General features: G+C 66.2%; 20 protein-coding genes. 13 read left to right on the forward strand and 7 right to left on the reverse strand.

Going from position 1 to position 22,755, the window contains the following annotated elements; all coding sequences use genetic code 11:
* Positions 1-136: 136 nt before the first annotated feature.
* On the reverse strand, positions 137-820 hold the full coding sequence (locus QW881_RS24785) for an HAD family phosphatase (protein WP_315757344.1): 684 nt from the start codon (positions 818-820) through the stop codon (positions 137-139).
* Positions 817-1,212, reverse strand: coding sequence for a cysteine-rich CWC family protein (locus QW881_RS32625; RefSeq protein ID WP_410052596.1), 396 nt, complete (start codon positions 1,210-1,212; stop codon positions 817-819). Before QW881_RS32625 ends, QW881_RS24785 begins: the two co-directional genes overlap by 4 nt.
* On the opposite strand from QW881_RS32625, the gene QW881_RS24795 reads away from it, so the two are divergent.
* From QW881_RS24795 to QW881_RS24810, 4 genes are all read left to right on the forward strand, one after another.
* Entirely contained in the window at positions 1,179-2,699 is a 1,521-nt protein-coding gene (locus tag QW881_RS24795) for a DUF1800 family protein (RefSeq protein WP_315757343.1), read from the forward strand. The genes QW881_RS32625 and QW881_RS24795 overlap by 34 nt on opposite strands.
* Positions 2,696-3,919, forward strand: a complete 1,224-nt coding sequence (locus QW881_RS24800) for a DUF1501 domain-containing protein (protein ID WP_315757342.1) — start codon at positions 2,696-2,698, stop codon at positions 3,917-3,919. Before QW881_RS24795 ends, QW881_RS24800 begins: the two co-directional genes overlap by 4 nt.
* 137 nt (positions 3,920-4,056) lie before the next feature.
* A complete protein-coding gene (locus tag QW881_RS24805) occupies positions 4,057-4,377 on the forward strand; it encodes an antibiotic biosynthesis monooxygenase (protein WP_315733939.1) in 321 nt (106 codons plus the stop codon).
* 565 nt (positions 4,378-4,942) lie between these two features.
* Complete coding sequence (locus tag QW881_RS24810; protein WP_315757341.1) at positions 4,943-6,925, forward strand: AI-2E family transporter; 1,983 nt, start codon at positions 4,943-4,945, stop codon at positions 6,923-6,925.
* Positions 6,926-7,086: 161 nt separating this feature from the next.
* Here the strand turns inward: QW881_RS24810 and QW881_RS24815 are convergent, their stop codons facing one another.
* From QW881_RS24815 to QW881_RS24830, 4 genes are all read right to left on the reverse strand, one after another.
* Entirely contained in the window at positions 7,087-7,548 is a 462-nt protein-coding gene (locus QW881_RS24815) for a GNAT family N-acetyltransferase (RefSeq protein WP_315757340.1), read from the reverse strand.
* A gap of 61 nt (positions 7,549-7,609) precedes the next feature.
* Complete coding sequence (locus tag QW881_RS24820) at positions 7,610-7,804, reverse strand: hypothetical protein (protein WP_315757339.1); 195 nt, start codon at positions 7,802-7,804, stop codon at positions 7,610-7,612.
* A gap of 513 nt (positions 7,805-8,317) precedes the next feature.
* Complete coding sequence (locus QW881_RS24825) at positions 8,318-8,968, reverse strand: glutathione S-transferase family protein (protein ID WP_315714112.1); 651 nt, start codon at positions 8,966-8,968, stop codon at positions 8,318-8,320.
* Positions 8,969-9,161: 193 nt separating this feature from the next.
* Positions 9,162-10,394 carry a glycosyltransferase family 87 protein gene (locus QW881_RS24830; protein ID WP_316159083.1) on the reverse strand — a complete coding sequence of 411 codons (1,233 nt, stop codon included), beginning with the start codon at positions 10,392-10,394 and terminating at the stop codon, positions 9,162-9,164.
* A gap of 191 nt (positions 10,395-10,585) precedes the next feature.
* Between QW881_RS24830 and QW881_RS24835 the strand changes: the two genes are divergently transcribed.
* The 8 genes from QW881_RS24835 (at position 10,586) to QW881_RS24870 (ending at position 19,369) form a co-directional block, all read left to right on the forward strand.
* Positions 10,586-11,788 (forward strand): pyridoxal phosphate-dependent aminotransferase, encoded by a 1,203-nt coding sequence (locus QW881_RS24835; protein ID WP_316159082.1) that lies wholly within the window; start codon positions 10,586-10,588, stop codon positions 11,786-11,788.
* Positions 11,789-11,908: 120 nt separating this feature from the next.
* Complete coding sequence (locus tag QW881_RS24840; RefSeq protein WP_315733932.1) at positions 11,909-12,433, forward strand: DUF992 domain-containing protein; 525 nt, start codon at positions 11,909-11,911, stop codon at positions 12,431-12,433.
* Positions 12,434-12,614: 181 nt separating this feature from the next.
* Positions 12,615-13,088, forward strand: coding sequence for a DUF992 domain-containing protein (locus QW881_RS24845; protein ID WP_315757336.1), 474 nt, complete (start codon positions 12,615-12,617; stop codon positions 13,086-13,088).
* A 176-nt stretch (positions 13,089-13,264) separates the two neighbouring features.
* Entirely contained in the window at positions 13,265-15,313 is a 2,049-nt protein-coding gene (locus tag QW881_RS24850; protein WP_315757335.1) for an elongation factor G, read from the forward strand.
* A 205-nt stretch (positions 15,314-15,518) separates the two neighbouring features.
* On the forward strand, positions 15,519-15,821 hold the full coding sequence (locus QW881_RS24855) for a helix-turn-helix transcriptional regulator (protein WP_315757334.1): 303 nt from the start codon (positions 15,519-15,521) through the stop codon (positions 15,819-15,821).
* 93 nt (positions 15,822-15,914) lie between these two features.
* The gene (locus QW881_RS24860) at positions 15,915-17,678 is read left to right on the forward strand and encodes a SulP family inorganic anion transporter (protein ID WP_315733928.1); all 1,764 of its coding nucleotides are present in this window, start codon (positions 15,915-15,917) and stop codon (positions 17,676-17,678) included.
* A gap of 126 nt (positions 17,679-17,804) precedes the next feature.
* On the forward strand, positions 17,805-18,647 hold the full coding sequence (locus tag QW881_RS24865; RefSeq protein WP_316159081.1) for a shikimate dehydrogenase: 843 nt from the start codon (positions 17,805-17,807) through the stop codon (positions 18,645-18,647).
* Positions 18,648-18,790: 143 nt separating this feature from the next.
* On the forward strand, positions 18,791-19,369 hold the full coding sequence (locus QW881_RS24870; protein ID WP_316159090.1) for a hypothetical protein: 579 nt from the start codon (positions 18,791-18,793) through the stop codon (positions 19,367-19,369).
* Between the two features lie 281 nt (positions 19,370-19,650).
* Here the strand turns inward: QW881_RS24870 and QW881_RS24875 are convergent, their stop codons facing one another.
* Positions 19,651-20,787 (reverse strand): alpha-hydroxy acid oxidase, encoded by a 1,137-nt coding sequence (locus QW881_RS24875; protein ID WP_316159080.1) that lies wholly within the window; start codon positions 20,785-20,787, stop codon positions 19,651-19,653.
* A 403-nt stretch (positions 20,788-21,190) separates the two neighbouring features.
* Here QW881_RS24875 and glmM point away from each other — a divergent pair, with 403 nt between their 5' ends.
* Positions 21,191-22,543, forward strand: coding sequence for a phosphoglucosamine mutase (gene glmM, locus QW881_RS24880; RefSeq protein ID WP_315733925.1), 1,353 nt, complete (start codon positions 21,191-21,193; stop codon positions 22,541-22,543).
* Positions 22,544-22,755 lie beyond the last annotated feature (212 nt).

Genomic DNA, 22,755 nt, shown 5'->3' on the forward strand with positions numbered 1-22,755 from the left:
GCGTGCGGGTTAATGCATCCGATAGGGCCGCCGGCGGCGCGCAACGACGTGAACCGATCGTGACCGTCTTCTGCCGCCTTTGAAGACAATGGCTGATGAATTAGCGGCATGGCCGGACGTGCCTGCCGACGTGACGTCATGTCTTGACGGGCAACACCGAACGGCGCGCGAGCAGCGCGATGGCGGCATCGAGATCCGGCAGCACGGCCGCCGCATTCGCCCGCGAATGATCGTTCGGCGGCACGATGTCCGGCACCATCAAGGTGATTGCGCCTGCGGCGTGCGCCGAGGCGACGCCGGGATTGGAATCCTCGATCGCGACGCAGGCCGGCGCGCGCGTCCGTAGCCGTTCCGCGGCGAGCAGATAGAGGTCCGGATGCGGTTTGGCGCGGGTCACGTCGTCGCGCGTCAGGACCGCATCGAAGCGGTGGTTGATGCGGGCGAGGCGGAGATGCTCCGCGGCCGTGCTGCGCGAGGACGAGGTGACGACGGCCTTGGGCAGGCCGACCGCGTCGATCGCGTCGAGCAGCGCGACGACGCCGCGCTTCAGCGGCATGCCCGCCTGCAGGATCTCGACCGTCTTGGCCGCGAACAGGCGGTTGACTTCGACCAGCGGAAAATTGTCGCCGAAATGGTCGCGCAGGGTCTGCTCGTTGTCGGGTCCGGGAATGCCGATCATCGCATGGCAGAGCTCGACGACGCCGTCGCTGTAGCCGAGCGCATTCAGCGCCGCGATCGCAGCTTCGAGATAGACCTTCTCGGTGTCGAGCAGCGTTCCGTCCATGTCGAGCAGGACCGCTTCGACGTGCCAGCGCGTCACGATCCTGCCTCCGGTTTGCCCGCCAGTCTCTTGAGGCAGTTGGCGCACAGGCAGTCCTTGAAATTGCTCTGTCCGGTCTTGGGCAGTGGCAGGCGCACGGCCTCCTCGAAGCACCAGCAGGAGCCGCCGGGATCGCAGCTGAACTCCGCGCCGCACGACTCGCAGGTGAGTCGCCGCGCGGTCATGTCCGCTAAACGATTTGTCACGTTCGGAGCCACGTCCGACCAGCCCCTTTTCATGTCCGGTTCATCTGCCGGGGCAAGTATAGTGCGTGACAATCTGCCGCGCCATCGCAGTCTGCGGTCGCGGCAACACAGCGTTTCGGGAGCTCCCGCGATGACGGGGTCGAGGATGTGGCATGGCGCGTGATGCCCGAGCGGCTCTTGTTGCATTGAATCGCTTCGGCTTCGGCGCGCGTGGCGGCGCCTCGGGCGATCTCGTCAATGCGGCGTCGGACCCGCGCGGCTTCGTCAAGGCCGAGCTCGGGCGTCCCAATGGAGCGCTCTTGGAGGCGCCGGGTCTGCAGTCGACGCCCGCACTCGCCGATGCCGTCTTCGCCTATCAGGACGAGGTCAAGCGGGCCCGCGAGGCCGCGAAGTCGGAGGCTGCGCCGCAGGAGCAGTCCAGCCCCACGCGCGGCCTGTCCACGAACGGCGCGGACAAAGCCACGGCCGCAACGCCATCGGCGGCCCCAGCAGCCGGCGCCGACCCTGCACCCGCGATGCAGGGGACGCCGGCAAAGCCCGCGCAGGCTCAGCAGCCGCCCAACGTCGTCCAGAAGACGTTCCGTGCCGAGGCGCTGGCGCGGCTGCAGCGCGCCGTGCTCGCCGATTGCGGCTTCACCGAGCGGCTGGTGGCGTTCTGGTCGAATCATTTCTGCATCTCCGCAGGCAAGGGCGAGTTGGCGCGGATGTGGGCCGGTGCGTTCGAGCGCGAGGCGATCCGGCCGCACGTGCTCGGACGCTTCGCCGACATGCTGAAGGCGGTCGAGCAGCATCCGGCGATGCTGTTCTTCCTCGACAACCAGGAATCGCTCGGACCGGACTCGCGCGCCGGCCAGAACCGCAAGCGCGGCCTCAACGAGAACCTTGCGCGCGAGATCATGGAGCTGCACACGCTGGGTGTCGGCGGCGGCTACACCCAGGAGGACGTGACCTCGCTGGCGCGCATCATCACCGGCTGGAGCTTTGCCGGCCGCAACAGCCGCAACACGGCGCCCGGCAGCTTTGTGTTCAATGCCAATGCGCACCAGCCGGGGCCGCAGACCCTGCTCGGCAAGGTCTATCAGGATGACGGTCTCGCGCAGGGCGAGGCCGCGCTCGCGGACATCGCCCGCCATCCCTCGACGGCGAAGTTCATCGCCACCAGGCTCGCGCGCCATTTCGTCGCCGATGATCCGCCTCCCGCGCTCGTCGCCCGGCTCGAAGCCGTGTTCAAGAAGAGCGATGGCGACCTCAAGGCGCTGACCTTGGCGCTGGTCGACTCCGACGAGGCCTGGTCGGCGCCGCTGACCAAGATCCGTTCGCCCTATGAGTTCCTGGTCGCCGGCGGCCGGCTGCTTGCGCGCGTGCCGGAAGATCCCGGCTTCTATCTCAGTTCCCTGAACACGCTCGGCCAGCCGCTATGGGCGCCCGCAGGACCAAACGGATTTGCTGATACCAACGCGATGTGGGCTGCCCCTGAGGGCATGAAGCTGCGGCTGGACATTTCCGCGCAACTCGCCGCACGTCTCGGCAACAATCTCGATCCGCGTGACCTGCTCGATCTCGTCGCGGGCGATGCGACCTCGACGGAGACGCGGCGCACGATCGAGCGTGCGGAATCGCGCCAGCAGGCGCTGGCGTTGTTGCTGATGTCGCCGGAATTCCAGAGGAGATGACGATGGACCGGATCGCGACCTCGCTGTTGACCTCGCGACGCCATCTGCTGCTGGCAGGCGCGTCCTTTGCGGCCTGGGGCTATCTGCCGAAATTCGCGCGGGCCGCCGGCCAGCGCGACCCGCGGCTGATCGTCGTGATCCTGCGCGGCGCGCTCGATGGCCTCGCCACCGTCGCGCCGGTCGGCGATCCCGACTACGCCGGACTGCATGGCGCGATCGCGCTGACGACGGCGGGACCAAATCCGGCGCTGCCGCTCGATTCGTTCTTTGCGCTGCATCCGTCGATGCCGGAATTCGCGCGAATGTATCGCGACAAGCAGGCTGCCGTGGTTCACGCGGTCGCGACACCGTATCGCGAGCGCTCGCATTTCGATGGTCAGGACGTGCTCGAAAGCGGCTTCGCCGGTCCTGGCCGCGTGCAATCGGGCTGGCTGAACCGCGCAGTCGAGGCTCTGCCGCGCGGCCCCCGCGTCGCGGGCGCGCTCGCGGTCGGTCCGACGTCGCCGCTGGTGCTGCGCGGCGCAGCGCCCACCGTCGGTTGGGCGCCGGTGACGGTGCCGCAGGCCGATGACGACACTGCGATGCGGCTGGTCGACCTCTATGCGCATCGCGATCCCGCGTTGGCGGCTGCGTTGTCGCAAGGGCTCAAGCTCGAGAAGGTCGCGGTCGGTGACGACATGAAGCCGAAGCCGGGCGGCAACCAGATCGCGGCGATGCGCCAGGTCGCGCGCGGCGCGGCGAAGCTGATCGCCGCGGATGATGGTCCGCGCATCGCCGCGCTGGCGTTCGACGGTTGGGACACGCATGCCAATGAAGGTGGTGCGGTCGGTCGGCTGGCGCAGCTCTTGTCGGGTCTCGACGGTGCGCTCGCCGAGTTCGAAAGTGGGCTTGGCCCGTGCTGGCGCGATACGGTCGTGGTGGTCGCAACCGAGTTCGGGCGCACGGCAAGGATCAACGGCACCCAGGGGACCGATCATGGGACCGGGACGATTGCGCTGCTTGCCGGCGGTGCGGTGAAGGGCGGACGGGTGATCGCCGACTGGCCGACGCTGAAGATGGCGAGCCTCTACCAGGGACGCGATCTTGCGCCGACGACGGATCTTCGCGCGGTGTTCAAGGGCGTACTCGCCGATCATCTCGGCATCGGCGAGCACGCGCTTGGCGGCGCGGTGTTTCCGGACAGCGCGGCCGTGAAGCCGATCAAGGGGCTCGTAGCGTAAGGCTCGCTTGCGCCATTTCCTGATCAGGCGTCCTGAAGCCTTCCACATTGCGGCATCAGCGGCCGTCGTCGCAGGCGCATTGCACCGCGAAGTCTGCTACTCCTCGACCTGCGGCATTCATCCCTCAGGAGATCAGCATGTTCATCGCCATGAATCGTTTTCGCGTCGCCAAGGGCTCGGAGGCCGCCTTCGAGCAGGTCTGGCTGTCGCGCGACAGCCATCTCGACAAGGTGCCGGGCTTCGTCGAGTTTCACCTGTTGAAGGGACCGGAAGCCGAGGATCATACGCTCTACGCCTCGCATACGATCTGGGCGTCGAAGACGACGTTCGAGGACTGGACCAAGTCCGAAGCATTCCGCGCCGCGCACCAGCGGGCCGGCGACACCAAGGTGCACTATCTCGGCCCGCCGCAGTTCGAGGGGTTCGAGGTCCGCCAAACGGTGGGCAGCAAGACGTAGGACAAAGCCCACCATCGCGATCCGTGTCCGCGACCCGTCTTGGCTGAGCACGGCCGAGCGGACGCTCGTTTTGCGCTGAAGCGACGCGGCGGCCGACAGGACCCGGACGGCCGCCGGTCGTGCGCCATCGCAAGCTGCTCGCGCCGGGCCAGCCGGTCCGCCGGGCCTGCTGGCGTCAACAAGGACAACGCCATAGCGAAGGTCCGGCTGATTCGAGCAGGTGCGACGGCGCGCCGAAGCTGAGCAGTCGTAGCCGTCGGCAGACGCGCAGGCGACGTCAGGCGCTCTCGGGAACTGGAGCCTCACGAGGCTGTTATCGCGTGTCTGAAACAGGAAGCCGAATGTCCGGCAGGGCGGGCAGCGCCGGCCAGCGCCTTCGGTCGTTCTGTTCTAGCGAGGGCCGGGATGGTTGCTCGGATCGAGACGAACCTTTCGGCATATGACCACCGGCGCCGGCGACATCGTCAGAAGCTTCCCTCCGTTGCAACGCGCCACCTTCGTCGACGTTGACAGCCTGACCGCATGAGCGACGTGCGCCGCCCTTCCTCGTTCGCAGAGAGATTCGATGCTCATCAGACAGCCGCTCAAGGTCCGCACCCCAGAGGAAGTTCTCGGGCTGATCAGCGCGTTGGCCGTCGCCATTTTTGCGGTCATCATCATCGGGCTGCTGTATTTCGGTCGTGATATCCTGGTCCCCGTGGCCCTGGCCATCCTGCTCAGCTTCGTATTGGCGCCACTGGTCGCGCAACTGCAGCGGCTTCGCGCCCCGCGCGGACTGGCCGTCGTCAGCGTGGTCGTTCTCGCGTTCGTCGTGATCTTTACGCTGGGCAGCCTGCTCGCCACCCAGCTCACCCAGCTCGCCAGCGAGTTGCCGAACTATCAATCGACGATGAGCAACAAGATCCAGTCGTTCCGCGACACCAAAGCCGGGAGAGGGACGCTCGAGCGTGCATCGGACATGCTCAAGGATCTGGGTAAGGAACTCGACAAACCGAAAGAGCCGGAAGCGGCTCGGCCGCCGAGCGGACTTCGAACGAATTCCCCAGTCCCTGTGACCCCGATCCCGGTGGAGGTCCGGCAGCCCGATCCTGGAGCGCTGGACAGTCTTCGCACGCTGATTTCGCCGCTCATTCATCCGCTGGCGACGACCGGCATCATCATCATCTTCGTGATCTTCATATTGCTTCAACGCGAGGACCTGCGGAATCGGCTCATCCGCCTTGCGGGCTCATCGGACCTGCAGCGCACCACGGCGGCGCTCGATGATGCGGCTTACAGGCTCAGCCGGCTGTTCCTCACCCAGCTCGCCCTGAACGGCGGGTTCGGCGTCGTGATCGGCGTCGGCTTGTGGTTCATCGGCATCCCCAGCGCCCTCCTTTGGGGAATCCTCGCCGCAGCGCTTCGGTTCGTGCCCTATATCGGCGCCGTCATCGCCGCGGCGTTTCCGCTTGCTCTGGCGGCAGCGGTCGACCCTGGCTGGTCGATGCTGATTTGGACGCTGGCCCTGTTTCTCGTGGTCGAGCCGTTGCTCGGCCACGTCATCGAACCGATGGTCTATGGGCGCAGCACGGGCCTGTCCCCCGTGGCGGTGGTCGTTTCAGCCGCGTTCTGGACCGCGCTGTGGGGCCCAATCGGGTTGGTGCTCGCGACGCCGCTGACGGTCTGCCTGGTCGTCATCGGACGACATGTGGAGCGCCTGGAGTTCCTCGACGTCATGTTCGGTGATCGTCCAGCGCTGTCTCCTCCCGAGATCTTCTACCAGCGCATGCTTGCGAACGATCCGACGGAAGCGGCCGAGAAGGCAGAGGAGTTCTTGAAGGAGCGCTCGTTGATTGCCTATTGCGACGAGGTCGCGGTGAAGGGGCTGCAATTGGCCCAAGCCGACGCCGACCGGGGGGCGCTCGCCTATGATCGCCTTGCAACGATCCGTGACGCCGTCGCCGAGTTGACCGCCGATCTTTCCGATCAGAATGATGGTCCGCTGGCGAAACGCGAGACCACCAGCGATCCGGAGGCGGCATCGGCCGTCGACAGCTCGTCCAGCAGTGGGGCCATCGACACGATACCCATCCTCAGCAAGGACAATCTCGCCGAAGGATGGCGGAGCGAGCAGCCGGTCCTGTGCGTGGCCGGGCGAACCCCGATCGACGAAGCGGCGGCGGTGATTCTCGCGCAACTGTCGTCGGCGCACGGGTTGGGCGCGAAGGTCTCAGGAGCGGAGGCGCTCTCGACGGCGAACGTCATCAAGCTCGAGCCCGCAGGTGTTGCGATTGCCTGCCTGATCTATATCGGCAATTCCGGCGTCGCACATATGCGCTACTCCGTTCGTCGCTTGAAGCGACGGCTCCCCAGAGCAAAAGTGATGTTGGTCTGCTGCGCGGCCGACGTCGATCAGGAGGCCGCGAAGGTGCTGCAAGAAGCCACCAAGGCCGATCTGGTCGCGGCGAGCATGGGCGAGGCTGTCAGAATGTGCATCGAAGCCGCGCAGGCGAAGGCTTCTCAGCTGGCACCATTGGAGCAGCAGGACACGACGACGAACGTGGCGTGAGACGCGCCACGTCCAACGACCAAGGCCAGACAAAAAAATGCGGCCCCGGTCAGAGACGGCGACTGACGGGGACCGCTGAAACGCGTGACCGGTGACGGGGGATGATCAGGCGCTCGATGGAGCGTAGGCCGCCCCCGTGACGGCGGCGTGACACCGCCCGTTCACAGCGCCTTGCGGTAGACGATGAAGCCCGAGCGCTCGGCGATCTTGTCGTAGAGCGCCTGTGCCGTGGTGTTGGTCTCGTGCGTCTGCCAATAGACCCGCGGCGCACCGGCCTGACGCGCTTCGCGGTAGACCGCCTCGATCAGCGCCCGTCCGACGCCCTTGCCGCGGGCGGCCTCGTTCGTGAACAGGTCGTTGAGATAGCAAAGCGGCCCGATCGTGGTGGTGGCGCGATGAAACAGGTAATGCGCCAGGCCGATCAGCTCGCCGCCGCTCTCGGCGACCAGGGCATGCACCGGCTCGTCGGCATCGAAGAAGCGCGACCATGTCATCGCGGTCACCTCGACCGGCAGCGCCGTCGGCCCGGAACGGCCGTAGAAGGCGTTGTAGCCGTCCCAGAGCGGCAGCCAGCGATCATGGTCGTCGCGCGCGATGGCGCGCACAGTGAGTGCTTCGTGCATGAAGGATTCGTCGTCCCTTTGAATCTCGACGGACCTTCGATACGCGCAGCCGCGTTCGCGATCAATCAGGGATGGGCAGCACCGGTTCGGCGGTGGGCGGCCGCATCAGCTCGACGTAGGCCGACCGATCCTCCTCGGTCAGCGGCGAGAGCGAGAGCTCGCCCCGTCGCTCGATCAGGATCAGCAGTGACGCCGCCAGCAGGATCGCGAGTGCCAGGGTCACGGCAACGATTACGACCGTTGATTTCATCGCCATTTTGTGTGCGAGACAATCATCGCCTGTTGTCGCGAAAACCGCGAAGGGTTGTCAAAATGGCTTCCTGCTAAGCGGGCATCGACAAGACGGCGCGAATCGACACCACCGCAATGGTGACGCTGACACCCAATGAGAGCGTGCTGGCCGCGATCGTTGCGACCACGGCGGTGGTCAGGCTGGGCGAAAGGGTGAGCGTTGCGTGGTCGTGAAAGCCGCTGACGGGCGTGCGGAGCCCTCTACGGTGGTTCGACTCCTGCGGCGACGCGCGGCCGCGGACCCAACTGAACTTCGGAACGGAAGCACAACGCCACCGGGACATGAAGTCGAAATCCCTTACCCATACATCCGCGAGCGAATCACTCGCAGAGGTAAATTCTAAGGTCGCGCTGGGCAGGATTGCGGCGGCAAATCAGCAAAAAAGGCAAGAACATGGCGCTCGTGGTATTTGTTCCCGCCTAAACGTGTATTTTCCCCGCTGTTCTACGGGCGGTCGGTAGTCTTACGGTGTGCATGTCACCCGTAGTCGGCGGCGATGCCGGCCGAATCGATCAGCGCCGGCTGCCAGTCCATCGCGACGAAGCCGGGCGTCTGTTCGACGCGGCGCAGCCAGTTGCGGATCTTCGGGAAGGTCGACAGATCGAAGTCGCAGCGATCGGCGACGTGCGTGTAGCCGTAGAGCGCGATGTCGGCGACCGTCAGCTGTTTCGCGGCAAAGTAATCGTTGCTCTTGAGATGATTCTCCATCACCTGGAGCGCGGCATAGCCGCGCTCCATCCAGTCCTCCAGCGCATGGGTCTGCAGGTCGCGCCCGCCCTTGACCAGGAGCAGCCAGAAATAGGCGGCGCCGATGTTCGGCTCGAGCGCATGCTGCTCGAAGAACATCCATTGCAGCGCTTCGGCGCGCTCGATGCGCTGCTCCGGCACCAGCGGCGTGCCGCCGGCGACATACCAGAGGATCGCGTTCGATTCGGCGATGAAGCGGTCCTCGCCGACTTCCAGCAGCGGCACCTGGCCGCTCGGATTCTTGGCGAGAAAATCCGGCGTGCGGCTCTCGCCGCGCAGAATGTCGATCTCGATCGCCTGATAGGGCGCGTTCAGAAGCGCGAGCGCAAGGCGGACCTTGTAGCTGTTGCCTGACCGCTGCATCGAATAGAGCTTGTACATCCGGCCGATTTCGAGTTCGAGGAATCAAGGGTTGGACGCATCGCGCATCCGGACGCCAGATCGTCCCGCAATGCGGCCAGACAATGATGCCGATGAGCGCAGGCTGCAAGTGCCGGCGGATGGAAAAAGTCGAAATGCGCTACTGCACTGCACTCTCGAATAACAACTTTCCAATAGATTCAAACAATCGAGATCACGCTTGTGCGATGCGCGCGTGTCCACCGATCTCGACGGCGCGATCGGTGAGTGCGCGGCGGAGGGTCAGCGCGAACAGGGCCATCAGAATGATGAGGCCCAGCGGTATCGTCGTCAGCCCGGCGACGCTGCGCGAGAGCAGCGGCACGATCCAGGCGGCCGCGAGCACGCTGAGCTCGTAGTCGCGAAAGCCGTTCGCGAGGCCGTGCCGGACGAAGAAAATGATCGCAACCGCAACGACCACGAGGTCGTAGTCGAGCACGTAGGGCGTCGCCAGCAGGCTCGCGCTCGCCAGTGCCGAAGCCTTGAGATCGAACGCAGCCTCGCTCTGCCAGAGCCAGGCAAGTCCGGCCGCGAGCGACAGCGCCAGCAGGCTTTGCAGCGCATAGGCGGACCTGACATCGGCGCCCCAATGGCGCGCGGCGGAGAATACCGACTGGATCTTTTCCCAGCCGGTGCCGCCTTGCTCGAGCACGACGCTCTGTGTGAATGTCATGGACTGGAAGAAGGCGTGCCAGACCTCGTTGCCGAGCGCGGCGAAGCTGATCGCGACCAGCGCGGCCACCGTGGCGGCTGCAGCAGCGATCGTCGGCCAGCGCGTGCCTGCGAGCAGCGCCACGGGAATGAGGACGCCGAATTGCGGCTTGTAGGCGAGCAGGCCGATCAGGATGCCGGCCGCCCACGGCCGGCCGCGCTCCATCAGCAACAGCGCGCCGCCGAGCAGCGCCGCGGTGAAGAATGCGTTCTGGCCGTGACCGATGTTGATTAACACGGCGGGAAAGGCGGTCGCCACCAGCAGGGTCTCGGAACGCGGCAGGATCGCGCGCATGACCGCGAGGTATGCGAGCAGGCTCGACACGACCCAGAGCGCGAGCCCTCCGGCATAGGGCAGCAGGGCGGTGATGGCGGCGATCGCGAAGAAGAAGGGCGGGTAGTGCCAGCCGAAAAACGGCACGTCGCGGCCATCGAACACGGCCTTTTCCATCGCATGCTGCAGCGGCGGATCGTAGGCATCGGCCGCCTTGCCGTGAAGGGTCAGCACGCCTGCCGCATAGACGTTGGAGAAGTCGGTCCCGATCGGCTTGCCGTTGCGGTCGATCAGCCCGTCGGACAGCGCGACCCAGCCCACGATCGCAGCGATCGTGAACGCGAGCAGAATCCAGCTGTAGGACTTGATCCGCGCGGCCGTGAGCCAGTCGCCGGATCGCAGGGCGCACCCGATATCGGTCATTTCGGCCTGAAAATCTGGACAATCGTTCGGGCACGCTAGCGGGGCGGCTTTAACGTTCTCTAAAGTCTTGGGAGCCATGTGCCCAAGCTTCTTGCGATGCCGCGCCGCGGGCCTTAAAAGCAGGCGTTTCCCTGACATGACTGGTCGTGGCCCTGAAGGGGTGATCCACGACGCCTGCATAGGAGCTGATGATGTCCTTTCTCGCCGCTGCGCTCGACCGTGTGAAGCCGTCCGCGACCATCGCGGTCACGGATAAAGCGCGCGTCCTCAAAGCGGCGGGCCGCAACGTCATCGGCCTCGGCGCCGGCGAGCCGGATTTCGACACCCCGGACAACATCAAGGAAGCTGCGATCCAGGCGATCCGGGACGGCAAGACCAAGTATACCGCGGTCGACGGCATCCCCGAGCTGAAGGAAGCCATCATCGGCAAGTTCCAGCGCGAGAACGGCCTCACCTATAAGCCGAACCAGGTGATCGTCGGCGTCGGCGGCAAGCAGGTGCTGTACAATGCGTTGATGGCGACCATCAATCCTGGCGACCAGGTGATCATCCCGGCGCCGTACTGGGTCAGCTATCCGGAAATGGTGGCGCTCGCCGGCGGCGAGCCGGTGCCGGTGGTCTGCACCGCGGCGCATGGCTTCAAGCTGCAGCCGGAGGCGTTGGAGAAGGCGATCACGCCGAAGACCAAGTGGCTGATCCTGTGCTCGCCGTCGAATCCGACCGGCGCGGCCTATACCAAGGCCGAGCTGAAGGCGCTCACCGAGGTGCTGGTCAAGCATCCGCATGTCTGGATCATGACCGACGACATGTACGAGCACCTCGTCTATGACGACTTCGTGTTCACCACGCCGGCGCAGGTCGAGCCGTCGTTGTACGACCGCACGCTGACCGTGAACGGTGTCTCCAAGGCCTATTGCATGACCGGCTGGCGCATCGGCTATGCCGGCGGTCCGGCGCACCTGATCAAGGCGATGGCGACGATCCAGTCGCAGTCGACCTCGAACCCGTGCTCGATCGCGCAATGGGCGGCGGTGGAAGCCTTGAACGGTCCGCAGGACTTCATTCCCGCGAACAACAAGGTGTTCAAGGAGCGCCGCGACCTCGTGGTCTCGATGCTGAATCAGGCGAGCGGCATCGAATGCCCGCGGCCGGAAGGCGCGTTCTACGTCTATCCGTCCTGCGCCGGCACGATCGGCAAGACTGCGCCGTCGGGCAAGGTGATCGACAACGACGAGGCCTTCGTCACCGAGCTCCTGGAGACCGAGGGCGTCGCGGTGGTGCACGGCTCGGCGTTCGGCCTCGGCCCGGCGTTCCGCATCTCCTACGCGACCAAGACCTCCGACCTTGAGGACGCCTGCAAGCGCATCCAGCGCTTCTGCGGCAATCTGAGGTAATCGGGCAACATCCGTCTCGAAACTCCAGAAGCCAAGTTCCAGGCCGAAAGGCGCCATGTTTTGAACATGGCGCCTTTCTCTTGTCGGTCGATAAGTCTGGTGGCGTAGGGTTGGAGTTCGATGCGGCTGCTTCTGCTGTCGATCATGTTGCTTGTGTCGGTTGCTCCGTTCGCGCAAGCCCACGCAAATCGCCCCATGCGCGCCGGTGTGCTCGAGTGCGCGGGACGAAAGACTTCCGGCAAGCTCGTGATGTCCCAGTCACGCCTGCGCTGCGTGTTTCGCAGCCAGGGCCGCCAGCCGGAGCGCTATGTCGCCAAGGTCCGGCGCTACGGCCTCGATGTCGGGCTGACGGATGAGACCAGGATGGCGTGGGCGGTCAGCGCACCGGTCAACGATTTCGGCCGCAGCGAGCTGCGCGGGCGCTACGGCGGATTGTCCGCCAACGCCGCGGCTCTGGTCGGCTTCGGCGGCAGCTTCCTGGTGCGCGACACCGATCGCGCCGCCGCCCTGCAGCCGATCAGCCTGCAGGGGCAGACCGGCCTGAACATCGCTGCCGGAATCACCGAGGTCGAGCTGGTGCCGCTGCTGCCGATCCACCCGAGCCCAAGCCGTTCATCGTCCTATTTCTCGCGCTTCTATCGCTGAGCCGCGGAAGCGTTCGGGCGAACGCGTCGCAGTCGCTGCCTGCGTCGGCGCGCCGGCTCGTGCTGACGGCGCTGCGAATCTGGTGCGACCGTAAGGCTTGTGGCATAGATGTGATCGCCCGCGATCGTGCGTCCGATCGACGGAGCTGCATCACACGTTCATTTCAGCCGGAGTTTTATTCATGCGCTCGACCATCCTCGCCGGGCTCGCTGCTGCGGTCGTCCTCTGCATCGGCGGCGCTGCCCAGGCGCAAGATCGCGTGCGGGTCGGCGTCCTCGAATGCCGCGGTGGCGCCAGCGTCGGCTTCATCGTCGGCTCGGTCACCCATCTCGGCTGCGTGCTGCGCGCCGACGGGCTGCCGGAGGATCGTTACGTCGCGACCATCCGCAAGGTCGGCCTCGATCTCGGCATCACTCAGGAATCGCTGCTGGCCTGGGTGGTCTATGCCCCGGTTGCACGGCTCGGGCCGGGCGATCTCTCCGGCGACTATGCCGGCGCCCAGGGCTCGGCCGCGGTCGGCGTCGGTGTCGGCGGCAACGTGCTGGTCGGCGGTTCCGCCAACTCGATCGCGCTGCAGCCGCTCAGCGTCCAGGGCCAAGTCGGCCTCAGCGTCTCGGCGGGGCTGCAAAGCCTCGAATTGCGCCCGGGTCGGTGATCTTCCCTTTGCCGTGAATAGCCGCTCTTCCCGCCATCGTGCGGGAAGGCGGCGGACTCCCCGCACTGCAGCGACGTTTTTCGCGGGCCCCCTGCTTGCCAAAGCGGCAGCCGAGGCAGAGCATTCGGCTTTGCCGACCCAATCAAGGGCCGAGCTCCACAACGAGGAGGCGGCGAATGGGACAAGACCTGAGAAGTCCCCGCGGTCCACGGTGCATTGCGCTGGTGGGCCCTTTCCAAAGCGGTAAAACCACTCTGTTGGAGGCGATTCTGGCGCGGACGGGCGTAATCCCACGCGCGGGCAGCGTCGACGCCGGCACATCCGTCGGCGATGCCAGCCCGGAGGCGCGTCAGCACAAGATGAGCGTCGCCATGACGGCGGCGACTACGACCTTCATGGGCGACAGCTACACCTTCCTCGATTGTCCCGGCTCGATCGAATTCATCCACGACATGCGCGCGGCGCTGCCGGCGGTCGATGCCGCCGTCGTGGTCTGCGAGGCCGACGAGAAGAAGCTGCCGCAATTGCAGATCATCCTGCGCGAGCTCGAGGAGCTGCGCATCCCGCGCTTCCTGTTCCTCAACAAGATCGACCGCGCCAATGCGCGCATCAGGGAGACGCTTGCCACATTGCAGCCGGCCTCGCGCGTGCCGCTGGTGCTGCGCCAGATTCCGATCTGGAACGGCGAGCTGATCGAGGGCTTCGTCGACCTCGCGCTGGAGCGCGCCTTCATCTATCGCGAGCACAAGGCGTCGGAAGTCGTTGGGCTCGAAGGCGGCGATCTCGACCGCGAGAAGGAGGCGCGCTTCTCGATGCTGGAGAAGCTCGCCGATCACGATGACGCGCTCATGGAGCAACTGCTGGAGGACATCCCGCCGCCGCGCGACGCCGTGTTCGACGATCTCGCGCGCGAATTGCGCGAGGGGCTGATCTGCCCGGTGCTGCTCGGCTCGGCGCTGCGCGAGAACGGCGTGCTGAGGCTGATGAAGGCGCTGCGCCACGAGGCGCCCGGAATCGCCGAGACCGCGCAGCGGCTGGGCGTGAAGGACGCGAAGGAGGCGCTCGGCTACGTCTTCAAGACGTTGCACCTGCAGCATGGCGGCAAGCTGTCATTGACGCGCCTGCTTTCGGGCCATCTCGACGACGGCGCGACGCTGCATGCCGCTTCGGGCGAGGCGGCGCGCGTGTCCGGCATCCTGGCTGCGACCGGCGCCTATGACAGCAAGCGCGCGGGCGCCGAAGCCGGCGACACGGTCGCGCTCGGCAAGCTCGATGCGGTCAAGACCGGAGATACGGTTGCGACCGGCAAGACGGCGCCGCTGCCGCTGGCAAAGGTCGAGGCGTGCCCACCCGTGCTGGCGCTCTCGATCGCCGCCGTGGACCGCAAGGACGACGTCAAGCTCGGCCAGGCCTTGCAGCGGCTCCACGAGGAGGATCCATCGCTGACGATGGTACAGAACCCGCGCACCCACGACACGGTGCTGTGGGGGCAGGGCGAGATGCATCTGCGCGTCGCGCTGGAGCGGTTGCGCGACCGTTTCGGCGTCAACGTGAAATCGCATCAGCCTGCGATCGGCTATCAGGAGACCATCCGCAAGCCGATCACGCAGCGCGGCCGCCACAAGAAGCAGTCCGGCGGTCACGGCCAGTTCGGCGACGTCGTGCTCGACATCAGGCCGCTGCCGCGCGGCGAAGGCTTCCGCTTTGCCGAGAAGGTGGTCGGCGGCGCGGTGCCGCGCAACTACATCCCGGCGGTGGAGGAGGGCGTTGTCGACGCAATGGCCCGCGGCCCCCTGGGCTTTCCGGTGATCGACGTCGAGGTCACGCTGACCGACGGCTCCTATCACAGCGTGGATTCGTCCGACCTCGCGTTCCGCACCGCGGCGCGGGTCGGCGTCGGCGAGGGGCTGCCGCAATGCCAGCCGGTGCTGCTGGAGCCGATTCACACCGTTGAGATCGTCTGCCCCACGGAAGCGACCGCCAGGATCAACGCGATCCTGTCGGCGCGGCGCGGCCAGATCCTGTCGTTCGACACCCGCGACGGCTGGCCGGGCTGGGATTGCGTCCGCGCGATGATGCCGGAGGCCGAGATCGGCGAGCTGATCGTCGAATTGCGCTCGGCCACGGCCGGCGCCGGCAGCTTCACCCGCCAGTTCGACCACATGGCCGAGGTGACGGGCCGCGCCGCCGACCACATCATCGCCTCCCACCGCGACGCCGCCTGAGCCGAACGCTCCGCGCCGAGCAGCACCGGCCCGTCATCCTCTCTCGGGATGGCGGGCCGGATCGCGTCGGGACCTTTGCTCGGGCGCGCAGGGAACAGTGGGCGAGGGCCGGTTCCAGCTTGCCTCCGAAAGCAATTTATGATGTATTTTACATCATTGTCTTTGTCTCAGACATCATTTATGGTGTCTGCTACGTGAGGCCATCGTGATCACGTCGTTCCAGATGCGAGCAGCCCGTGCGCTGCTCGGGATAGATCAGAGAACCTTGGCCGAGCTGGCCGGCGTGTCGCTGCCGACGATCCAGCGGATGGAAGCCTCAACGGGCAACGTCCGCGGCGTGGTGGACTCGCTGACCAAGGTCGTCGATGCGCTCAATCGTGCGGGCGTGGATCTGATCGGTGAGCATTCCCGCAGCGAGAATGGCGGGCGTGGTGTTCGCCTGAAGGACCCGGGGCCGCCCCGCCGCATGGGCCGTCAAACTGACATTGTGCGCGATGACGCGAGCTAGGCTCATCGCGCGGCACGGGGCCCCTGGGCGCTTCGTGTGGGACGCATCGTCGGCTGCGCCGCGGCCCGATGAGGCGACGGGAGCGTGATGGGCATGAGCATCGCAAACGAACACCGTTCGCACGGGCGGGTCGGACATCATGAGCCGACCTTCGCCGAGCTTTATTCCCCCAAACTCCTGACGGTCTTGCGCGAGGGCTACGGCCTCAGCGACTTTCGCGCCGACGCGCTGGCGGGCCTGACGGTGGCGATCGTGGCGCTGCCGCTGTCGATGGCGATCGCGATCGCCTCCGGTGTCTCGCCGGGGCGTGGTCTCTACACCGCCGTGATCGGCGGCTTCCTGGTCTCGCTGCTCGGCGGCAGCCGCTTTCAGATCGGCGGTCCCGCGGGTGCCTTCATCGTGCTGGTCGCTGCGACGGTCGATCGCCAGGGTCTCGATGGCCTGCTGATCGCGACGATGATGTCCGGCGTGATCCTGGTGATCGCAGGATATTTGCGGCTCGGCACCTACATCAAGTTCATTCCCTATCCGGTCACGGTCGGCTTCACCGCGGGCATCGCCGTCATCATCTTTGCCAGCCAGCTGAAGGATCTGTTCGGTATCACGCTTGCGGGCAAGGAACCGGGCGAGCTGCTTCCGAAGCTCACGGCGCTCGCGCATGGCGCGCCGACCGCGAGCATGTCTGCGGTCGTGACGGCCGCGCTGTCGATCGCGATCATCATCGGCCTCAAGCATCTGCGGCCGACCTGGCCCGGCATCCTGATCGCGGTCGTGGTCGCGGCCATTATCACCTTCGCGCTGCAGCTTCCGGTCGAGACCATTGGGACGAAATTCGGCGGTATCCCGCGCGAGCTGCCGGCGCCGGCGTTGCCGGCGTTCTCGCTCGCCAAGGTCCAGGCGGTGTTCCCCGACGCGATCGCCTTCGCACTGCTCGGCGCCATCGAATCGCTGCTGTCGGCCGTCGTCGCCGACGGCATGACCGGCCGTCGCCATCGCTCGAACTGCGAGCTGGTGGCGCAGGGCTTTGCCAATGTCGGCTCGGCGTTGTTCGGCGGCATCTGCGTCACCGGCACCATCGCGCGCACCGCCACCAACGTTCGCGCCGGCGCACGCGGGCCGGTGTCGGGCATGCTGCATTCGCTGTTCCTGCTGGTGTTCATGCTGATCGCGGCTCCGCTCGCGAGCTACATCCCGCTGTCGGCGCTCGCCGCGGTGCTGGTGGTGGTGGCCTGGAACATGGCCGAGAAGCACGAGTTCGCCACCCTGATCCGATCGTCCTGGGGCGATGCCACGGTGTTGCTCGCGACCTTCGGGCTGACGGTCTTCCGCGATCTCACCGAGGGCATCCTGGTCGGCTTTGCGCTCGGCGCCGTGCTGTTCATCAACCGCATGGCGCAGATGACCGGCGTCGAGGACAGCACGCCGCTGGTCGCGCAGGACCGTGCGGATTTCGAGGACGGCGCGCGGGTGCCCTACAATCCCAAGCTCAGCACCGACAAGGACGTGCTGGTCTATCGCATCACCGGGGCGTTCTTCTTCGGCGCCGCCTCGACCGTTGGCACCGTGCTCGACTCGATCGCCGACCGCCGCAAAGCCTTCGTGGTCGACTTCGCCGCCGTGCCGTTCCTGGATTCGACGGCCGCCAACGCCATGAGCCGCGTCGCCGCCAAGGCCAGGCGCCAGGGCATCCGCCTGTTCATCACGGGTGCGTCGCCGACCGTGCGCCGGGCGCTGCTGACCCACGGCGTGCGGCCGCCGCTGGTGCGCTATCGCGAGACAATCGAGCGCGCCGTGGCCGACATCAAGGGCAAGGAGACGGCGCCGGCGGACGTCGCCGATGGGCTCGCCGCGAGCTGACACGCGACCTCAACGCCGCGTCGCCGTTGGGGCCATGGCGCCTCTCGGCCGCTGCGGCGCTTTCCCGGGGGGCGACTGCCGAGCCCCAGCATTGACTCCAGCCGGGGCTTGTCCGATGTCACGGCCATGACCCTCGCCGCCAAACCCCGCGCTGCGTGCCTGATCGGCTGGCCTGCCGCGCATTCGCGCTCGCCTTTGATCCATCATCATTGGCTGCACGAGCTTGGCATTGCCGGCGGCTACACCATAGAGGCGGTGCCGCCGGAAGAGCTGGCGGACTTCGTCATGCATCTCGACCGTCGCGGCTTCGTCGGCGCCAACGTCACGATCCCGCACAAGGAGCGCGTGCTGGAGCTGAGCGAGCCGGACGCGCGTGCCCGCGCCGTCGGCGCGGCCAACACGCTCTGGTACGAGGACCGCATCCTGCGGGCCACCAACACCGACGTCGAAGGCTTCATCGGCAATCTGGATGCCGCCGCCCCAGGCTGGGACCGCACCGACGAGGCGCTGGTGCTCGGCTCCGGCGGCTCGGCGCGGGCCGTCGTGTTCGGCCTGCTCGAGCGCGGCATCGGCCGCGTCCACGTCATCAATCGCACCGCGGCGCGCGCACAAGCCCTGGCTGATCAGTTCGGCAGCCATGTCGTTGCCGAAGGCTGGGACCGCGTCGGCGCGCTGCTGCCGCGCGCGGGCCTGTTCGTGAACACCACCTCGCTCGGCATGCACGGCCAGCCGCCGCTCGAGCTCGACGTCGAGCTGTTGCCGCCGCAGGCTGTCGTCGCCGACATCGTCTACGTGCCGCTGGAGACGCGGTTGCTCGCGGCGGCGCGGGCGAGGGGGCTGCGCACTGCCGATGGGCTCGGCATGCTGCTGCACCAGGCCGTGCGTGGCTTCGAATTGTGGTTCGGCCGCCGTCCGCAGGTCACGCCCGAGTTGCGCGCGCTGGTCGAGGCCGATCTCACAAGGGCTTGAGCGCGGAATAAGCGCAGATGGTCGGCGTCTCATTGATCGAGCGTCCGCGTAGCCCCGCATTGGACGCTGATGATCTTCTCTCGCCCTCGGAGCCCTGCATGTCCGCTCGTCTCGTCCTGATCCGTTCCGTCACTTCACTCGCCATGGTTGCGGCTGTATCCGCGCTCGCCATTGCCCAGCAGGCGCCGGTGCCGACGCGCGTCCGCGGCGCCATCGAAAGCGTCGACGCCGACATGATGACGGTGAAGGCCCGCAGCGGCGAGATCTTCAAGCTGCGCATGGCCGGTGATCTGCGCGTTTCGGGTGTCGTCAAGGCGCAGCTTTCCGACATCAAGCTGGGCTCGTTCATCGGCGCCACCACGGTGCCCGGCCCGGACGGCGCGCCGAAGGTGGTCGAGATCCACATCTTCCCCGAGGACATGCGCGGCACGGGCGAAGGCTCGCGGTCGTGGGACCTGAAGCCGAATTCGAGCATGACCAACGCCACTGTATCCGAAAGCTCGGTCTCGACCGACGGTCACTCGCTGCTCGTCAAATACAAGGGCGGCGAGAAGCGCGTCGACATCGCGCCGGACAGGCCGATCGTCACCTTCGTGCCCGGCGACAAGTCCGAGCTGACGGCCGGCGCGAAGGTGATAGCCACGGTCAAGCAGCTGCTTGACGGCTCGCTCGAGACCAGCCGCGTCAGCGTCGGCCGCGATGGGCTGACGCCGCCGATGTGATCCAGCTCATCTGGAGCGTATGCCGCATCCTGACAAAAGGTGTCGTCCCTGCGAACGCAGGGACTCATAACCCCAGGATGGAGTGTCGGGGCATGCCAGGGTGTCTTAGTCTGAGCAGATGCCCAAACGCACCATGCAGTGGCGCGACCGCCCGAAATAACTGACAGCGGTGGCTATGGGTCCCTGCGTTCGCAGGGACGACAGCTTTTGCTTGGCAAGCGCTTCGGATCATCACGGCGTGAGACCAGCGTCATGCTTTGCCCCAACCGGTTAAGTGTCGATCAATCCGCCAGCACCTTCCGGTCGATCTCGGCCACCGTGTTGACGCCGCACAGGCCCATCGTCGTCAGCAGCTCGTTGCGGATGATGTCGATCGCCTTGGCGACGCCGGCCTGGCCGCCGGCGCCGAGGCCGTAGGCATAGGCGCGGCCGAGCATGCACGACTTGGCGCCGAGCGCGAGCGCGCGCATCACGTCCTGGCCGGAGCGGATGCCGCCGTCGAACATGATCTCGATCTTGTCGCCGACCGCTTCCGCAATGCCGGGCAGCACGTGGATCGAGGACGGTGCGCCGTCGAGCTGGCGGCCGCCATGGTTGGAGACGACAAGCGCCTGCGCGCCGGTCGCGGCCGCGAGCTTGGCGTCCTCGATGTCGTGGATGCCCTTGATGATCAGCTTGCCCGGCCAGATCGAGCGGATCCAGTCGACATCCTTCCAGTTCAGCGAGGTGTCGAACTGCGCTGCGGTCCAGGCCGAGAGCTTGGTGAGATCCTCGGTGTTCTTCACGTGGCCGGCGATGTTGCCGAAGGTGCGGCGCTTGCCCTGCAGCACACCCTGCACCCAGGCCGGCTTGGTGGCGAAGTCGAACAGCTTCGACAGCGTCCATTCCGGCGGCACGCTCATGCCGTTCTTGATGTCCTGGTGGCGCTGGCCGATCACCTGCAGGTCGACGGTCAGGCATAGTGCGCTGCACTTCGCAGCGATCGCGCGCTCGACCAGGGCCTTGATGAAGCCGCGGTCCTTCATGACGTAGAGCTGGAACCAGAACGGCTTCTCGACGCTGCCCGCGATGTCCTCGATCGAGCAGATCGACATCGTGCTCTGCGTGAACGGGATGCCGGCGGCCTGGGCGGCGCGGCAGGCGTGAATCTCGCCGTCGCCGTGCTGCATGCCCAGAAGGCCGACCGGCGCCAGGATCAGCGGCATCGATGACGGCTCGCCAAGGATCGTCGTCGACAGATCGCGCTTGGACACGTCGACCAGGATGCGCTGGCGGAATTTGATCTTCTGCAGATCGTCGCGGTTGGCGCGCAGCGTCTCCTCGGCATAGGAGCCCCGATCGGCGTAGTCGAAGAAGGCTTTGGGTACGCGGCGCTTGTGCAGCAGGCGCAGGTCTTCAATGCAGGTGACGTGTTTCATCGCGCTCTTCGACTCCCCCACCGACGTCTCGTTTCTTGGGCTCGGCAGTCCTCTAGCATCTTTGCGGCGCCTGCCAAATCCAACTTGGGAACCGCCACGGCGGCCGGGCAAGACACGCAAACTGCGAGCGTGCCGCAACAGGACGTCAGCGGCTGCCGGAGCGAGCTCATTCCTGCCGCAGGGGCGCTCCGACGGGTGGCCCTCCGGAGCCGTCAGGTCGAGTGAAAAATTAGCCTTAACAATAACTTACGGAGGTCGTGGCGGTTTCGTGGTAATGATTGATCACATTTTTTGAAGCCATCTTAGCTTTAAGGCGACTATAACCCGCGGGCTGACCGGAGGGGCTTGCCATGTGATTCGCCCCCGCCGGTAACGAAATCCAGAAGCCGTTGCTGGGGGTCATATGAGCCGTAACTATTTCGGGACCGATGGGATTCGTGGCCGCGCCAACGGCCTGATCACGCCGGAACTCGCGCTCAAGGTCGGGCAGGCCGCAGGTCTTCTGTTTCAGCGCGGCGAGCATCGCCACCGGGTGGTGATCGGCAAGGATACCCGCCTGTCCGGCTACATGATCGAATACGCGATGGTGGCCGGCTTCACCTCGGTCGGCATGGACGTGCTGCTGGTCGGCCCGATGCCGACGCCGGCGGTCGCCATGCTCACCAAGTCGATGCGCGCCGATCTCGGCGTCATGATCTCGGCCTCGCACAATCTGTTCGAGGACAACGGCATCAAGCTGTTCGGGCCGCAGGGCTTCAAGCTGTCAGACGATGTCGAGAAGCAGATCGAGCAGCTGCTGGACGAGTCGCTCGACAAGAAGCTGGCGCAGAGCGCGAGCCTCGGCCGCGCCCGCCGCATCGACGGCGTGCACGATCGCTATATCGAATTCGCCAAGCGCACCCTGCCGCGCGACCTCTCGCTCGACGGCCTGCGCGTCGTGGTCGATTGCGCCAATGGTGCGGCCTACAAGGTCGTGCCCGAGGCGCTGTGGGAGCTGGGTGCCGACGTGATCTCGATCGGCGTGGAGCCGGACGGCTTCAACATCAACAAGGAATGCGGCTCGACCTCGCCGGAGGCACTGTGCCGGAAGGTACGGGAAATGCGCGCCGACATCGGCATCGCGCTCGACGGCGACGCGGATCGCGTGATCCTGGTCGACGAGCGCGGCCACATCGTCGATGGCGACCAGCTGCTCGCGGTCATCGCGCAGAGCTGGAAGGAGGACGGCCGCCTGGCGCGCGCCGGTATCGTCGCGACCGTGATGTCCAATCTCGGTCTCGAGCGCTTCCTGCAGGGGCAGGGGCTCGAGCTGGTGCGCACGCCGGTCGGCGACCGCTATGTTCTCGAGCGCATGCTGGCCGACGGCTACAATCTCGGCGGCGAGCAGTCGGGCCATATCATTCTCTCGGACTACGCGACCACGGGGGACGGCTTCGTCGCGGCGCTGCAGGTGCTGGCGACGGTGCAGAGGCTGCGCCGTCCGGTCTCCGAGGTCTGCCATCGCTTCGATCCGCTGCCGCAGATCCTCAAGAACGTCCGCTATCGCAGCGGCAAGCCACTCGACGCGGACGAGGTGAAGTCGGCGATCGACACCGGACAGAAGCGCCTCAACGGCCATGGCCGACTGCTCGTGCGCTCCTCCGGAACCGAGCCGGTGATCCGCGTGATGGGCGAGGGTGACGACCGCGATCTGGTCGAGGAGGTCGTCGACGAGATCGTTGCTGCGGTCGGCAACGCGGCTGCGGCCGCCGCATAATCATCAACCGTCATATTCGGCCCTTGCGGCCTGCCATCATCGTCTGATGGCAGGCCGTTTTGTTGGCAGCTTGTCTTCCTGCGCGCGAGAGCGGTGGGCTCGGGTCTGCCGGCGCGATCCGCAGCTCGTCGTAAAGCGGGCAGGGGCCAGGACAGGGCGATGCATCGATGAAATCGGCCAATCGCGGCGGGCAAGTCTGCCAATCTGTTACG

The organism is Bradyrhizobium sp. SZCCHNS3016, assembly GCF_032484535.1.
Classification (GTDB): domain Bacteria; phylum Pseudomonadota; class Alphaproteobacteria; order Rhizobiales; family Xanthobacteraceae; genus Bradyrhizobium.